A 15,581-nucleotide genomic window follows, 5' to 3' on the forward strand; every position below is an offset into this window, starting at 1 on the left:
GCCTGCAGTCCGTCAGCCAAATGATCGAAGATACAGCGGCAGCCATTCAATAATGGGAAAGACCCCTGGAGATTAGTCTCCCGGGGTCTTTTCGATCAGAGCGTGAATCCATCGGGTGTCCTGACAGCGACGACGATGATTTTTTCCTGTTCCAGTTTTTCTTCCACAAGTTCGGCCTCGGCATCTGTAAAGCCGAGCTTTACCAGTTCCCGGTGATGTTTATTGCCTCCGCTGCGAAAGGCGTTGATGACTGCATCTCCGAGTCCGGCAGCCGATTTTGCGGCATGGGCATTGCCCATTTTAGCGATCCTGCCTGCATGCTGGTCCGACTGGGCGACAACATAAATATCATCTGCGGCAATTCCCTTGTTCCGCATTTCTTCGATGCCTTTTACCGCTTCTGTATCCGAGTGATATTCCTCGTAGAAAATGGTCATGGGTTTGCTCCTCCTATCCGCGTACAGGCTTTCTCTCTATTTACCACCCCGGTTTGGAAAGGAAACAAAGGCAGTGTGATAAAATGTCAGCATAATGGAAAATGGGCATAGGAGAGGGTATTCATGTACAGAATCTCAGAAGAATTGGCGGAATGGGGAAGAAAACGGATAGAAGGCTTTCCGGTGGAGGGATTCGTCTATGGTGAAGGACCGTCGAAACCGGTTTTCATGATGGTCGGGGAAGCGCCGGGCGAGACGGAAGTGTATTCGGAAATCCCGTTCACCGGACGGGCCGGCAAGGAGCTGATGGCTTCACTGGAGTCGGTCGGCCTGACCCGGGAAGATGTCTACATCACCAGCGCCGTCCGGAGCCGCCCATACAGATGGGGAACGAAGAAAGAACGGAACGGGGAAGTGGTGGAACGGAAGTACAACCGGCCGCCTACAAAGAAAGAAATCATCGCGCACGCGCCGATTTTGGATGCGGAAATCCGCGATATCCAGCCGCCCCTTATTGTCACACTCGGCAATGTCGGGCTGCAGCGGCTGACCGGCCCGAAATCGAAAGTGACCGAACTCCACGGGACGCTACTGGAGACACCCGTCCTTTATTGGGATGACGAACATAAGAAGTACAGGGAGACAGACCGGCATTATTATGTTTTTCCGACTTTCCATCCGGCCAGCGTGTTCTACAATCCTTCGGTACGGGAATGGCTGAAGGAAGACTGGTCGCGGCTTGGCCGGCTGATCGGGAAAAAGTGACCGCCGGGCTGAAGAATCCGGGATGTTCCCTTCTATAAAAAAGTTGTGCTAAGGAAACTTTCCATGTAGAATAGCGCTAACACTAAACGGAGAAAAGGAAGGTTTCCATGGACGGCACACTTTGGATTGCGTTCGCACTGACTTTATTCGCTGGACTGGCAACGGGGATCGGTAGTCTTATAGCGCTCGTCGCTTCCAGGACAAACACGAAATTCCTCTCGGTGGCACTCGGATTTTCAGCCGGCGTCATGATTTACGTTTCAATGATCGAAATCTTCGTAAAAGCGCGGGATGCGCTGACGAATGTCTACGGGGAAAGCGGCGGCTATTGGGTGACGATCGCCGGCTTTTTCGGCGGGATGATTTTTATGGCGGTCCTTGACCGGGTACTTCCACAGCTGGGGAATCCGCATGAAGTGAAAACGGTCGAAGACATGACGGAAGGGCCGACGAACGATGAATATGCCCGACTGCGGAAAATGGGGATTTTTACCGCGCTGGCGATTGCAATCCATAACTTTCCGGAGGGCATCGCAACATTCATATCCGCAATCCAGGATCCGGCGCTCGGTCTGGCGATCGCGATTGCTGTGGCGATCCACAATATACCGGAAGGCATCGCCGTATCAGTACCCATCTACTATGCGACAGACAACCGGAAAAAGGCATTCAAATACAGTTTTCTTTCAGGAGTATCAGAACCTCTCGGTGCGATTGCCGCGTGGCTGTTCCTGATGCCATATATGAGCGACACGCTGTTCGGAATCGTTTTTGCCGGGGTGGCCGGAATCATGGTTTTCATTTCCCTGGATGAGTTGCTCCCGGCGGCAAAAGAGTATGACGAAGCTCACCTGTCGATCTATGGTCTCGTGGCGGGGATGGCGGTCATGGCGATGAGCCTTGTACTGATCGTCTGACGGAACGGCAGAATAGTTAGACTTTTCCCGGTTCTATTGCGGCCCTGGAATCTGCCGGGTATAGTGGTTGTGTAAATACAATCACTTACACGTGTAAAGACAAGGGGTGCGGAAATGGAATCTGTGATGGAAAAAAAGGCGGCGCCGATCTCGCGGAATAAACTGCTGGGTATCGCCGGCGTTGCCTGGATGTTCGATGCGATGGATGTAGGGATTTTATCATTCATCATGGCGGCGCTCGCAAGTGACTGGAATCTGACTTCCCAGCAGCTCGGCTGGATCGGCAGTATCAATTCGATCGGAATGGCTGTAGGGGCCTTGGTGTTCGGCATTTACGCCGACAGAGTCGGGAGGAAAAAAGTATTCATTCTGACACTGCTCCTGTTTTCTGCGGCGAGCGGCCTTTCCGCGCTCACTGCATCTTTTGCCGCTTTCATCGTTCTCCGCTTTTTCGTCGGAATGGGGCTGGGGGGAGAGCTTCCGGTTGCTTCCACGCTTGTGTCGGAAAGTGTCGCCGCCCATGAACGGGGACGGGTTGTCGTGCTGCTGGAGAGTTTTTGGGCGGCCGGCTGGCTGATGGCTGCCGTCATTTCCTATTTCATCATTCCGTCATACGGCTGGCGGATTGCACTTTTGCTGACAGCACTGCCGGCGCTGTATGCTCTTTACCTTCGCCTGCGGCTCCCTGATTCTCCCCAATTCAGAGCTGGGACAGGTGCAGAGCGTTCTGTGGCCGGCAATATGCGGGCGGTATGGGCGAAAGCGTATGCGCGGCCGACGCTCATGCTGTGGATCATCTGGTTCATGATCGTCTTCTCGTACTACGGCATGTTTCTTTGGCTGCCGAGTGTCATGGTGCTGAAGGGGTATACGCTGATTAAAAGTTTCCAGTACGTGCTGCTGATGACGCTTGCGCAGCTTCCGGGTTACTTCACTGCGGCCTGGCTGATCGAACGGGCCGGCCGGAAGTTCGTGCTGGTCGCTTACCTGGCCGGAACTGCCGCAAGTGCGTATGTTTTCGGGGAAGCGGAAACGGTGACGCTGCTGCTCGTATCCGGCGCTTTCCTGTCATTTTTCAACTTAGGCGCCTGGGGGGCGCTTTACGCGTATACGCCTGAGCAATACCCCGCTGCCATCAGGGGCACTGGGGTCGGCATGGCGGCAGCTGTCGGCCGGGTCGGCGGGATTTTCGGCCCGCTTCTTGTCGGATCTCTGCTCGCCGCGGAATTCGGGATCGGTTTTATCTTCAGTATTTTCTGTGCGGCAGTCATGATCGCGGCCGCCGCAGTGCTGATTCTCGGAACGGAGACAAAGCAGACGGAGCTGGAACTGGACGTGAAGGACGAATGAATGATGGAAGGCTTTCCGCGGGAATGTGGAAAGCTTTTTTTGCAGGATAAAAGGGATTTACTGGTGCTGTAACGAATAGTTACGGGATACGGATAGGTGAGAAGGTGGAATGGTGATGAATTGGCAATGGTATAAAGATCCCGTCGTCTTCGCGCAGGCAACGGAACCATCGCTTTATATGCACGAGGACAAGTACAGTCTGTTTCTTGGAATTCTCGGCCAGATCAGAGCGGGCCGATATAAGGAATATATCATGGGCGCAGTCCGGGAAGACGGGGTGCTGACAGCCGCCTGTTTAATGACGCCGCCCCATCCTCTGCAAGTGGTTATATTCGAGGACCGGCCGGGCACCGCGGATTTTATTGCGGAGCGATTCCTGGAAGAGGGCATTGCAGTCGGACAAGTGGTCGGTGAGCGGGAAGCGGCCGGCAACTTTGCCGCGAGCTGGGCGGAACGGACCGGTCAGGACATCCGTGTGCTGATGGACCAAGGGCTGTACCGGCTGGATGCGGTCAATAAAGGACTGGCTAAAAGCCCGGGCGCGTGGCGGGTCGCAAATGCGTATGATGCGCCGCTTCTGACGGAGTGGCTCCTGCTGTTCCACGAAGACACGAAACTCTCTCCGCCGACGCGGGAAGAAGCGCGGGAACGCATTTTATCCTTCCTGAAAGCGAAGGAAGTGTACGTATGGGAAGATGACGGGGAAGTGGTCTCCTGCATGAAAAAATCCCGTCCCTCCAGGCACGGCATCACGGTATCATTCGTCTTCACGCCGAAGCGGCACAGACGGAAAGGCTACGCCCGGACATTGGTGGCGGAAGTATCGGAAGAGCTGCTGGAAACATACGATTTCTGTATGCTTTATACAGACCTGCTCAATCCGACTTCCAACAAAATCTATCAGGAGATCGGCTATGTGATGATCGCGAATCCGGTTCATCTTGAGCTTGTGGATCGCACGACGTAAAGATACAATAGAGATAACGAATTGCGAAAGGGTGACGGGCGGACGATGAAGTAAATTCCTTTTTCTGAGCAACCGGAGATTTTTGGTTAAACGGAAATGGGATTCGTCTGCCCTTTTTTAACAAAGCGAGAGCACCCTGTGGTCAGCCGCAGGTTTATTGGGCTGCGAATTCTTCCGACTAACTGCCGGAAGAATTTTTTGTTTTCCGGACACGGAGGAATAGATATGACGATAATTGGAAGATTGCACGGATTAACCATTCAGTTTGACGGACGGACCATTATTGAAAAAGCGGAAGCGGAAATATATAGAAACGCACGCATCGCGATTATCGGTCCGAATGGCGCGGGGAAATCATCGCTGCTCGAAGCGATTGCGGCGGGAGACTTGGGGGTTGTCTGGACAGGCGCTGCGCCCGAAGTCCGACTGATGCGGCAAGAGACGCGGCAGCTGCCGGACGAATCAGGGGATTTGGAAAGCCGGAAGTTGCGCGCGCAATGGCATGTCCCGGCTGCAGGCGGCCGGCTCAGCGGAGGAGAAGCGATGAAATTGCGTCTGTCTGAGGTGCTGTCAGAAACAGCAGGACTGCTTCTGCTGGATGAACCGACAAATCATTTGGATGGGACAAGCCTGGATTTGCTGAAAGAGAAAATACGATCTTATCGCGGGACCGTTATGTATGTCTCGCATGACCGCCACTTTATTGACGACACAGCAACGCACGTCTGGGAACTGGAGAACAGACAGCTCATCGTTTATGAAGGGAACTACACGGATTCCCGACGGGAGCGGGAGCATATGCGTCTGACTCAGCAGCGGAAATACGAACGCCAGCAGGCGAAAATCAGCCGGATTGAAAAGCAGATCTCCGAGCTGAGATCCTGGTCAGATAAAGCGCACGCGGAGTCGACAAAGCAGGACGGGTTCAAGGAACACTACAGGAAGAAAGCAAAACGGATGGATGTGCAGATAAAAAGCAAAAAGAAACGGCTTGAAACGGAACTGGCAAAAGAGCGGACGGATGCGCCGGCAGAAGAAATCGCTCTCGATTTCGATTTGCTGAGCGGGCGGAAAAAAGGAAGCCGGGTACTCGAGCTGAAGCGGGCAGGCAAGGATGCCGGCGGGCGGGCGCTGTTCAGAGACGCCTCTTTTACCGTCCTGGCAGGAGAACGGATCGGGCTTTTCGGTCCGAACGGAAGCGGGAAGACAACGTTATTCGAAATGATACTGGGACGGACGGATTTCAGCGGTCAAGTCTGGAAAACCGAGGGAATGTCAGTCGGTTATTTGAGCCAGGATATTTTTGATCTGCCGGAAGAACAGACGCCTTCTGGACTGTACGGCACTTCCGACTTCAAGACAACCGGAACAGTGCGGACATTGATGGACCATCTGGGATTTGAACAAACCCATTGGCAGCAGCAGATTGGTGAAATGAGCATGGGGGAGCGCGTCAAGCTGAAACTGATGGAATTCATGCTGGCAGAGTGTGATGTGCTGCTGCTGGATGAGCCGACAAACCATTTGGACCTGCCTTCGCGCGAACAGCTGGAAACTGCACTTTCGACGTTTCCGGGTACACTTCTTGTCGCTACCCATGACCGCTATTTCATGGAACGTCTGGCGGATAAGCTGCTGATTTTTGAAAATGGCCGTCTCTTTAAGTTCGACGGCAGCCTGGCCGATTGGCGGAACCGCAAGGAACCGGAACAATTGCCGGATATCCTCATGCTGGAAACGGAACGGCAGGCGGTGCTCGGGAAACTCAGCGCTTTGCCGGCGGGACATGCCGACTACAGGAAGCTTGATGAACAGTTTAATGAACTTACGGCAAGAATCCAGGAGCTGAAACAGCAGCAGAACCGTTGATTTGAAGAAAAGGCATGGATGTTCTCTCCATCTCCCTCAGAATTCCATGCTACACTTAGTAGGATTGGAATTGGACGGAGGGAAGGAATCAGATGGACAAGTGGTGGAGAAAATCTGTCGTGTATCAAGTCTATCCCCGGAGTTTTATGGACGCGAACGGGGACGGAATCGGAGATTTGCGCGGCATTATCGAAAAGCTGGAGTATATACAGGAACTCGGTGCAGATGTCATTTGGCTCTCTCCGGTTTATGATTCACCGAATGACGACAATGGATATGACATCCGCGATTATCGGGCCATCATGGAAGAATTCGGAACGATGGGCGACTTTGACGAACTGCTGAGCGAAGTGCACAAAAGGGAAATGAAGCTTGTCATGGATTTAGTCGTCAACCATACATCGGATGAACACGAATGTTCGAAACCGACCGGATTTTTACATATGGCGAGATGAGCCAAATAACTGGAAATCGATTTTCGGCGGTTCTGCCTGGGAACGAGATCCGGAAACAGGCCGGTATTACCTGCACCTTTTTTCTAAAAAGCAGCCAGATTTGAACTGGGAGAACCCGGAGGTCCGCCAGGAAGTATACAGCTTAATGCGGTGGTGGCTCGATAAAGGCGTTGACGGATTCCGGATGGATGTGATCAACATGATCTCCAAGCACCCGGAATTTCCGGACGGCGCAGAAGGAGACGGCAGTCCGCATTTTCTTAACGGTCCTAAAATCCATGAGTATCTCCGTGAAATGAACCGGGAAGTTCTGTCGGATTATATGACACTGACAGTCGGCGAGACGCCAGGTGCCGCTCCGGAGCATGCGGCGGTTTACACCCGGCCGGAAAATCGGGAACTCGATATGATTTTTACATTCGAGCATATGAATTTAGATCAGAGCTCCGGAGAAAAGTGGGATTTGAAGCCGCTGGCACTTTCTGATCTGAAAGCGAATATTGAAAAATGGCAGCGCGGTCTGCATGGCGTGGGATGGAACAGTCTTTACTGGAACAATCATGACCAGCCGCGTATTGTTTCGCGTTTTGGCGACGACCGGACGTACAGAAAAGAATCAGCGAAAATGCTTGCTGCCTGCCTGCATTTTCTGCAGGGCACTCCATATATTTACCAGGGCGAGGAGCTCGGTATGACAAATGTCCGTTTTGAAGATTTAGCTGACTATAAGGATATCGAGACGCTCAATATGTATAGCGAAAAAGCGGCCGCTGGTGTGCCGCATGAAGCGATCATGGCGAAAATTTACGCAAAAGGCAGGGACAATGCCCGTACGCCAATGCAATGGACCTCAGGCCCGAACGCCGGTTTTTCAGAAAGTGAGCCGTGGATCCCTGTGAACCCGAATTATACGGATGTGAATGCGGAAGACAGGGGAGCCCCGGACTCCATATTCTCGTTTTACCAAAAGCTGATCAGGCTGCGGAAAGAGCTGGACGTCATTACAGATGGGGATTTCACGCTGCTTCTCCGAGACCACCCTGCCTTGTTCGTATACCGCCGGAAAACAGCGCGGGAACAGCTGATCGTTTGCTGCAACTTTTCAGCAGAGCGGCAGGAGATGGAACGGCCGGACGGAGAGCGGCTGCTTGGCAATTACGGCACCATCGAACCGCACTGTCTCCGGCCCTATGAGACCGTTGTTTATTACCGGGAAAATCCGAAACCCACTGCTGGAAAGCAAATAAATACACATTAAAACAGGGGGAATGTATGGTGAAAGTAGCTGGAATCGATATAGGCGGGACAAAAATCCGCATGGCAGTCGTGGATGAGACCGGAAACGTTTTTCATGATGAGCGCATAAAAACAGAAATCCCGCTCTATCCATATTTGGAAAAGCACGTGCTTAGATTGATGGAGAACCATCCCGAAGTTGAGGCGATCGGTATTGGCACACACGGGTTCGTCGACCCTGTAAATGGCCGGATCATTTATGCCACTGAAACGCTGCCCGGCTGGACCGGCACGGAAGTAAAGAAACAGCTGGAACAGGCGACAGGGAAACGGGTCGAAGTCGAGAACGATGCAAATTGCGCGGTGCTTGCGGAAGCGGCGTTCGGTGCGGCAAAAGGAAAAGAGCGGGTTGTCTGCCTCACCATCGGAACCGGACTTGGCGGCGGCATTCTGTGGGATGGCAAACTGCTGAGCGGCGGACCGCACGGAGGCGCAGCAGAGGTCGGCCATATGCTGCTGTACCCAGGTGGTGTTACTTGTACGTGCGGTCGGAAGGGCTGTTTTGAGCAGTATGTTTCCGGTACTGCTCTTAGACGCCGGATACAGGAAGCAGGCTTGGATATCGCCCCGGATGAGCTATTCATAAAGGCAGAAAGCGATCCTGCTGCCCGGGAAGTGGTGGAAGGGTTTGTGAAAGATCTGGCGTACATTATCAGCACCCTTCAGGCAGCATTGGATATGGAGCTTGTCGTCATCGGCGGTGGAGTTTCAGAATCGGCGGAACATTGGTGGCACTTGCTGTCAAAGGAATTGGATCGAGTGCTGCTGCACCCGCTGGAAGTCAAAATAGCCCAGCACGAGAACGATGCAGGCATACTCGGAGCTTCACTGCTCGTTCAAGGTCCGGCAAACTGAAAATTTTTGAAAAAGGCAGATTTGCGCATCTCTGAAATGGAGAGCGGCAAATCTGTTTTTGCTTGAAATGAAAAGAGTTAGAAAGATGAAGCATGGAAATTGAAGAGATAAGAAAAAAGTTGATAAAAATGCAAAAAGGGAATTGCGCAAACGTTTTCACTGTGCTAAGCTGAGGTCAATCTAGAACCGGAAGCGTTTTCATTGCGCGTTTCCATTTATTTTTGCGTATTTTGTGCGAACGATTGCACAACAAGAAAAGAGGGGGAATTACAATTGGAAAAACTGAATGTGCGGAAGGGTTTATTGGCATCTTTGGCTCTGTCTGCCGGCATGCTTGCTGCTTGCGGAGCGGAAGAGGAAGCGACAGGTGCCGGTACTGGAGAAGACCAGGTAACAGTTGATGTGTTCCAGTTTAAAGTGGAATTTAAAGACCAGTTCGAAAAGCTGGCCGCTCAGTACGAAGAGTTGAATCCCGACGTCAACCTTGAAATTACCACTGTCGGCGGCGGGGAAGACTACGGTGCTGCGCTGCGCTCTAAGTTCGCATCCGGAGATGAACCGGCCATCTTCAATATTGGCGGTCCGCAGGATGTAGCTGACTGGAAAAAGAACTTGGCGGTGCTTTCTGATACAAAAGCGGCGGATGCGGCACTCGACGGAACACTGGAAGGTGTGACGGTCGAATCTGAAGTGCTCGGTCTCCCGTACAATCAGGAAGGTTATGGATTCATTTATAATACACGCCTCTTTGAAGAAGCAGGCATCGATCCTGCTTCTATTACGGATTTCGCCAGCCTCGAAGAAGCGGTTAAAACACTGGATTCAAAGAAAGAGGAGCTTGGCTTGGATGCTGTATTCGCACTGCCGGGCAAAGAGACGTGGGTGACAGGTCTTCACCTGTCGAATACGTTCCTTGCACCTGAATTCGACAACAATGTACTGACTGCGTTCGATGCAAAAGAAGTGGCGTTCGAATACGGCGATGCATTCAAAAAAATTCTTGATCTCCAAAATGATTACTCTGTTCAGCCGACACTCAGTCTCGACTATTCCATGCAGGTAGAAGAGCTGTTCTCGATGGAACGCGTTGCAATCATCCAGCAAGGGAACTGGGTATACGGCTCCATCGCCGGAATTGACCAGGAGCTCGCAGATAGCGGCGTTGGACTGCTGCCGATTCCAGTCGAAGGTTATGAGGAAGGCGGTATCCCGGTAGGTGTTCCAATGTATTGGGCGGTCAACTCTAACGAAGATGAAGCTGTAGTTGAAGCGTCCAAGGAATTCCTGGATTGGATGTACACGTCTGAAGAAGGGAAAACCGCTGTGCTGGAAGACTTCAAGTTTATACCTGCTTATGAAGGATACGATACAACAAAACTGACGGATCCGCTTTCGAAAGAAATTTATGCGGCGGCTGAAGCCGGCAACACGATCGGCTGGGTATTCATGGGCTATCCGACTGGCTGGGGACAGGATCAGCTGGGAGCGAGCATCCAGAAATACCTCACAGGGGAAGCAAGCTGGGAAGAAGTTGAAGGGGCGGCGAAAGACGCCTGGAGCGCGGACAGAAGCAAATAACTGATGCCGCACAGCAGAGCAGCTCTCGGGCTGCTCTGTTGCATATCAGCGGCATTCAAGGAAAAAGGGGGAATTCCAATGATGCGGACACGGGACCTGTCCTACTGGCTGTTCCTGGCACCGGTCCTGCTGGCGCTGACGCTGGTGGTCATCGTGCCGATGCTTCTTGGTGTCTACTACTCGTTCACTTCATGGAACGGCATTGTCACTGGAAGTTTTGTCGGTCTGGAAAATTATATCGCACTGTTCAAGGACGAACGTTTTTTAGCATCTCTTTGGTTCACGACGAAATTCTCAATCGTTTCTGTTATTTTGATTAATATTATCGGTCTTTCGCTTGCACTCATCGTCACCTCGAAGATAAAGACCAGTAATCTACTCCGGACGACGTTTTTTATGCCGAATTTAATTGGCGGTCTGATTCTTGGGTTCATTTGGCAGTTTATCTTCGTGAAAGTGTTTGCCAGCGTAGGGCAGATGATCGGATCAGAAAGCATGCAGACATGGCTCGCGACGACAGAGACCGGCTTCTGGGGACTTGTGATCCTGATGAGCTGGCAGCTCGCCGGCTATATCATGGTCATTTACATCGCATACTTGGAAGGGCTTCCTAAAGAAGTAATGGAAGCAGCACAGCTTGACTGCATGAATGCGTTTCAGCGTTTCCGCTTTATTGTGTTTCCGCTTGTTGCGCCGGCTTTCACTGTAAGCATGTTCCTTACGCTGTCCAATACGTTCAAACTGTACGATCAGAACCTGTCACTGACAGCGGGCGGACCGTATAATTCAACAGAGATGGTCGCCATGGAAATTTTCAAGACGGCATTCATGCAGAACGAATTTGCTTATGCTCAAGCGAAAGCGGTCATTTTCTTTGCCATAGTGGCGGTAGTGGCACTGTTCCAGGTCTATCTCAATAAGCGCCGGGAGGTGGAGATGTAATGGCGAGAAAATGGAATGTCCGGACTGAAGTGCTTGGGGTACTCCTTGGGATTCTTTGGATCGCCCCGTTTTATCTCATGTTCGCCAACTCGTTCAAGACGAAAAAAGAGATTTTCTCGAACACCGTCAGTCTGCCTGAGGGGCTGAATATTGCCAATTACACCGAAGCTTTCCGGGAACTGGATTTCCTGAATACTTTAATGAACTCACTCTTCATCACGATAGCGAGTGTCAGCCTGATTGTCGTTTGTTCAGCAATGGCGGCCTACTCGCTGTCCCGCGCTAAAAGCAGATTAAGCACGGTGCTTTTGCTGACCTTCATCGCGGCCATGCTCATTCCGTTTCAGTCCGTCATGATTCCGCTCGTCACCGTTTTCGGACAGTTTGAAATGCTGAACCGCGCCGGTCTTATCTTTATGTATCTCGGGTTCGGTGCCAGCCTGTCGATCTTCCTTTACCATGGAGCGCTGAATAACATCTCGAGATCACTGGACGAAGCAGCGACGGTTGACGGAGCGAACCGGTTCCAAGTGTTCTGGTACATCATCTTCCCGATGCTGAAGCCGATCACCGTGACAGTTGCCATCCTGAATATTATTTGGATATGGAACGATTACTTGCTGCCATCGCTTGTCATCAATACACCCGGCAGCGAGACGATTCCGCTGAAGATGTTCTTCTTCTTCGGGGAGTACACGACTCAGTGGCATCTGGCGCTTGCCGGCCTGGCTTTAGCTATCCTCCCGGTTATTATCTTTTACTTTTTCGCCCAGCGTGCGATTATTAAAGGAGTATCGGACGGTGCTGTGAAATAAAGGAGGGGAAAACAGTGGCTGTTACAATTAAAGATGTAGCAAAACAAGCGAATGTATCACCTTCCACTGTGTCACGCGTCATTGCGGATAATTCCCGCATCAGTCCGAAGACGAAGCAGAAAGTGAGAGAAGTGATGGAAACGCTCGGGTATTACCCGAACTTCCAGGCACGGAACCTTGTGATTCAAAAAAGCCGGACTCTCGGCGTCATTATGGAGAATTCGGCGCAGCTCGCTTTTCAGAACCCGTTCTTCCCCGAAGTGCTCCGGGGGATTTCCGCTTTCGCTCATGAGAGTAAGTTCGGTCTGTACTTGTCGACCGGATCGACTGAAGAGGAAATTTTTGAGGAAGTTGTCAGCATGACACTCGGAAGGCAAGTGGACGGCATCATTCTGCTGTATTCAAAGATCAATGACCGGATCATGGAATACCTTCAATCAAATGAAATTCCGTTTTCCGTTGTCGGCCGGCCGTACAAGGATGCGGAAACGATCAATTATGTCGACAACGACAATATCGGAATTGCTGCTGAAGTGACAAACTACCTGATCGGGCTTGGCCATCGGCGAATCGCATTCGTCGGCGGAGATCCCGACCATATTGTGTCACTCGATCGTCTGGAAGGGTACCGGCGTGCGCTGGCAAAAGCCGGAATCGCTGTCGACAGCCGGTATATCGCAGAGAAGAACCTGATCAGCGGACAGGAAGGACCGGCCATCCAGAATATGATGAAATCGTCCGTCTCGCCAACCGCTATCGTCACTCATGATGATCTTGTCGCTTACGAAGTGATCGGTTACTTGCGGGATTTAGGGCTGCGGGTTCCGGAAGATGTGTCGATTATCGGATTCAATAATCACACGCTCTCTGAGCACCTCAAACCGCCACTCAGTTCTGTCGATATTTCGATTTGCGAGCTCGGTTCCCGTGCTGCTGAACTTGTGCTGGCTCAAATTGAAGGTGGACAGGAGGAGGCAGGCCGCTTTACCGTGCCGGCCAGACTGATTGAACGGGGATCTTGCCAGCGCCCCTGAAAGGAAAACGTCATGGAGAAAAAATGGTGGAAAGAAGCTACAGCTTATCAGATTTACCCGAGAAGTTTCCGCGACTCAAACGGCGATGGAATCGGGGATATAAATGGTGTGACTGAAAAACTGAATTACTTAAAAGACCTCGGCATTGATGTGATTTGGATCTGTCCGTTTTACAAATCCCCGAATGACGACAATGGCTATGATATCAGCGACTACCATGATGTCATGGCTGAACTCGGCACGATGGAAGATTTTGACCGGCTGCTGCAGGAAGTGCACGCGCGCGGCATGAAGCTGATCATTGACCTGGTCATCAATCACACGAGTGATGAACACCCTTGGTTCATCGAATCGCGCGCATCATATGATAGCCCGAAACGGGACTGGTATATCTGGCGGGACGAACCGACGAACTGGGAAAGCATATTCGGCGGGTCCGCTTGGGAACTCGATCCGGTGACGGGGCAATATTACTTGCATTTATTCTCAAAAAAGCAGCCGGATTTGAATTGGGAGAACCCTGAAGTGCGGGACGCGCTTTACGATATGGTTAACTGGTGGCTGGATAAGGGGATTGACGGATTCCGGGTTGATGCCATCAGTCACATTAAAAAGGACTTGACCGATATGCCGGATGAGGAGAATGCCCCTTACGTGCCGGCTTGGGAAAAAATGATGAACGTCGAAGGTATCCAGCCTTTCCTCGCTGAATTGCGTGACCGGACCTTCGCCAATTACGATATTATGACAGTCGGCGAAGCGAATGGAGTGCAGGCGGAAGATATAGAAGAATGGGTCGGTGAGGCGGACGGCAAGTTCAATATGGTTTTCCAGTTTGAAAGCATGGGCCTCTGGAATTCAGAAGCAGAGCAGGGAATTGATGTGCCTGCGCTCCGGGAAGTGCTGACCCGCTGGCAGAAAGGCTGTGAGACGGGCGGGTGGAACGCGCTGTTCGTTGAGAACCATGACCAGGCCCGGGTCGTATCGACATGGGGCAATGACAGCGAATATTGGCAGGAAAGTGCGACTGCTATCGCAACGATGTATTTTCTCATGCAGGGGACACCATTCATTTACCAGGGGCAGGAAATCGGCATGACGAATGCGCCATTCGACCGGATTGAGCAGTACGATGATATCCGGACACAAAATCTGTATCATTACAATATGGCTGCGGGGGCAACCCACGAGGCGGTCATGACCGTGATCAAAGCGACGAGCCGGGACCATTCGCGCACGCCGATGCAATGGGACGGTTCGGAATTCGCCGGATTCTCGGACAGCGGTTCCTGGATCGGAGTCAATCCGAACAACGCCTGGCTGAATGTTGAAGCGCAGCTTTCTGATCCGGATTCTGTTCTGTCGTATTACAAGAAACTGATTTCTTTACGGAAACGCCATAACGGCCTTATCTATGGCACTTATAATCTCATAGATACAGACTGTGACTCAGTGTATGCTTACGAACGGAAAGGTGATGAAGGAACCTTCCTCATCATCACAAACCTGAGCGCCCATAGCTGCCTTTGGGAAGAACCGGCCGGCAGTGAACTGCTTCTCGGCAACTACGGGATTCGGAACGCCTCTGAACTGAAACCTTACGAGGCGCGTGTATATTTATTAAATTAATTCTTTTACGGATCGTTTGCGAGAACCGCCTTCATCGGAAGGCGGTTCTTCAGCTTGTCGAGAAAGTCTTTTTATCTCTTATTGTGAGTCTTTCTATGAATCTCAGACAGGAACCGCTGATTCCGCGAACCGAAAACCCTGCCCTTTCCGCCGACGGACAGCGGAGCCTCCTCGCCGCTTCGCGCTGCGGGGTCTCCGCCATCCGTACTTCGGCAGGAGTGGCAGGGTTTTCGCCCGTCCGCTTTCCAGCTGTTTAGCCAAAGGAACTGGAAATCAGCGAACAGCCGGCTGCAGCAGGATTTCTTCTGCTGCGGCGAGTAACCGCAGAATCAACCGGAATTCATGGAATCCAGCTGTTTCTGTCACATCGTCGCCGGCGGTCAGAAGCGACAGACGGCGAGACGCCTGCGAACAGCAACGGCAAAGCAGTTGCCGCTGCTGTTTGCGACGAGCAAGCGAAGCGGCGCAGGAGCAGGTGTTTTGATGCGACGAGTAACCGCAGGAGCAGGTGTTTTGATGCGACGAGTAACCGCAGGAGCAGGTGTTTTGATGTGACGAGTAACCGCAGAAGCAATATGATGGGCTAGACCCTTCAGGCTGCCGGGACGGCAGGCGAAGCGGCTTGTCCGTTCATCCGCGGCAAACGGTTTTAACTGCGACGAGCTTGCGCAG

Annotated in this window: 13 protein-coding genes and 1 pseudogene; 12 read left to right on the top strand and 2 right to left on the bottom strand. The window is 52.0% G+C overall.

Annotated features, from left to right (window positions below):
• Window positions 1-95: 95 nt before the first annotated feature.
• Complete coding sequence (locus tag CCE92_RS15210) at window positions 96-437, bottom strand: YflT domain-containing protein (protein WP_088009465.1); 342 nt, start codon at window positions 435-437, stop codon at window positions 96-98.
• Window positions 438-560: 123 nt separating this feature from the next.
• Here CCE92_RS15210 and CCE92_RS15215 point away from each other — a divergent pair, with 123 nt between their 5' ends.
• From CCE92_RS15215 to CCE92_RS15270, 12 genes and pseudogenes are all read left to right on the top strand, one after another.
• The gene (locus tag CCE92_RS15215; protein ID WP_088009467.1) at window positions 561-1,202 is read left to right on the top strand and encodes a uracil-DNA glycosylase; all 642 of its coding nucleotides are present in this window, start codon (window positions 561-563) and stop codon (window positions 1,200-1,202) included.
• A 107-nt stretch (window positions 1,203-1,309) separates the two neighbouring features.
• Complete coding sequence (zupT, locus tag CCE92_RS15220) at window positions 1,310-2,119, top strand: zinc transporter ZupT (RefSeq protein ID WP_088009469.1); 810 nt, start codon at window positions 1,310-1,312, stop codon at window positions 2,117-2,119.
• Window positions 2,120-2,233: 114 nt separating this feature from the next.
• Window positions 2,234-3,469, top strand: coding sequence for a niacin permease NiaP (gene niaP, locus CCE92_RS15225; RefSeq protein WP_088009471.1), 1,236 nt, complete (start codon window positions 2,234-2,236; stop codon window positions 3,467-3,469).
• Between the two features lie 115 nt (window positions 3,470-3,584).
• Window positions 3,585-4,436: a GNAT family N-acetyltransferase gene (locus CCE92_RS15230; RefSeq protein WP_088009473.1), complete on the top strand. Its 852-nt coding sequence runs from the start codon at window positions 3,585-3,587 to the stop codon at window positions 4,434-4,436.
• A gap of 225 nt (window positions 4,437-4,661) precedes the next feature.
• On the top strand, window positions 4,662-6,305 hold the full coding sequence (gene abc-f, locus CCE92_RS15235) for a ribosomal protection-like ABC-F family protein (protein WP_088009475.1): 1,644 nt from the start codon (window positions 4,662-4,664) through the stop codon (window positions 6,303-6,305).
• A gap of 92 nt (window positions 6,306-6,397) precedes the next feature.
• A pseudogene (locus CCE92_RS15240) lies at window positions 6,398-8,018 on the top strand (glycoside hydrolase family 13 protein).
• A gap of 14 nt (window positions 8,019-8,032) precedes the next feature.
• Entirely contained in the window at window positions 8,033-8,911 is an 879-nt protein-coding gene (locus tag CCE92_RS15245; RefSeq protein WP_088009477.1) for an ROK family protein, read from the top strand.
• Between the two features lie 330 nt (window positions 8,912-9,241).
• Window positions 9,242-10,489, top strand: a complete 1,248-nt coding sequence (locus CCE92_RS15250; RefSeq protein ID WP_088009485.1) for an ABC transporter substrate-binding protein — start codon at window positions 9,242-9,244, stop codon at window positions 10,487-10,489.
• An 81-nt stretch (window positions 10,490-10,570) separates the two neighbouring features.
• Window positions 10,571-11,431, top strand: a complete 861-nt coding sequence (locus tag CCE92_RS15255; protein ID WP_088009487.1) for a carbohydrate ABC transporter permease — start codon at window positions 10,571-10,573, stop codon at window positions 11,429-11,431.
• A complete protein-coding gene (locus tag CCE92_RS15260) occupies window positions 11,431-12,246 on the top strand; it encodes a carbohydrate ABC transporter permease (protein WP_088009479.1) in 816 nt (271 codons plus the stop codon). The genes CCE92_RS15255 and CCE92_RS15260 overlap by 1 nt, the downstream gene beginning before the upstream one ends.
• 14 nt (window positions 12,247-12,260) lie before the next feature.
• A complete protein-coding gene (locus tag CCE92_RS15265; protein WP_088009481.1) occupies window positions 12,261-13,280 on the top strand; it encodes a LacI family DNA-binding transcriptional regulator in 1,020 nt (339 codons plus the stop codon).
• Between the two features lie 12 nt (window positions 13,281-13,292).
• Window positions 13,293-14,909, top strand: coding sequence for a glycoside hydrolase family 13 protein (locus CCE92_RS15270; RefSeq protein WP_088009483.1), 1,617 nt, complete (start codon window positions 13,293-13,295; stop codon window positions 14,907-14,909).
• Between the two features lie 380 nt (window positions 14,910-15,289).
• Here the strand turns inward: CCE92_RS15270 and CCE92_RS16145 are convergent.
• Window positions 15,290-15,581: hypothetical protein (locus tag CCE92_RS16145; RefSeq protein ID WP_206601408.1), on the bottom strand; the 292-nt coding region annotated here is incomplete at its 5' end.

Source organism: Indiicoccus explosivorum, assembly GCF_002167005.1.
In the GTDB taxonomy this organism is placed as follows: domain Bacteria; phylum Bacillota; class Bacilli; order Bacillales_A; family Planococcaceae; genus Indiicoccus; species Indiicoccus explosivorum.

What these genes read in the sequence shown, in the direction of transcription:
- CCE92_RS15210 (WP_088009465.1), bottom strand. Translation starts at nt 437, where the DNA reads ATGACCATTTTCTACGAGGAATATCACTCGGATACAGAAGCGGTAAAA.
- CCE92_RS15215 (WP_088009467.1), top strand. Translation starts at nt 561, where the DNA reads ATGTACAGAATCTCAGAAGAATTGGCGGAATGGGGAAGAAAACGGATA.
- zupT (WP_088009469.1), top strand. Translation starts at nt 1,310, where the DNA reads ATGGACGGCACACTTTGGATTGCGTTCGCACTGACTTTATTCGCTGGA.
- niaP (WP_088009471.1), top strand. Translation starts at nt 2,234, where the DNA reads ATGGAATCTGTGATGGAAAAAAAGGCGGCGCCGATCTCGCGGAATAAA.
- CCE92_RS15230 (WP_088009473.1), top strand. Translation starts at nt 3,585, where the DNA reads ATGAATTGGCAATGGTATAAAGATCCCGTCGTCTTCGCGCAGGCAACG.
- abc-f (WP_088009475.1), top strand. Translation starts at nt 4,662, where the DNA reads ATGACGATAATTGGAAGATTGCACGGATTAACCATTCAGTTTGACGGA.
- CCE92_RS15245 (WP_088009477.1), top strand. Translation starts at nt 8,033, where the DNA reads ATGGTGAAAGTAGCTGGAATCGATATAGGCGGGACAAAAATCCGCATG.
- CCE92_RS15250 (WP_088009485.1), top strand. Translation starts at nt 9,242, where the DNA reads ATGCTTGCTGCTTGCGGAGCGGAAGAGGAAGCGACAGGTGCCGGTACT.
- CCE92_RS15255 (WP_088009487.1), top strand. Translation starts at nt 10,571, where the DNA reads ATGCGGACACGGGACCTGTCCTACTGGCTGTTCCTGGCACCGGTCCTG.
- CCE92_RS15260 (WP_088009479.1), top strand. Translation starts at nt 11,431, where the DNA reads ATGGCGAGAAAATGGAATGTCCGGACTGAAGTGCTTGGGGTACTCCTT.
- CCE92_RS15270 (WP_088009483.1), top strand. Translation starts at nt 13,293, where the DNA reads ATGGAGAAAAAATGGTGGAAAGAAGCTACAGCTTATCAGATTTACCCG.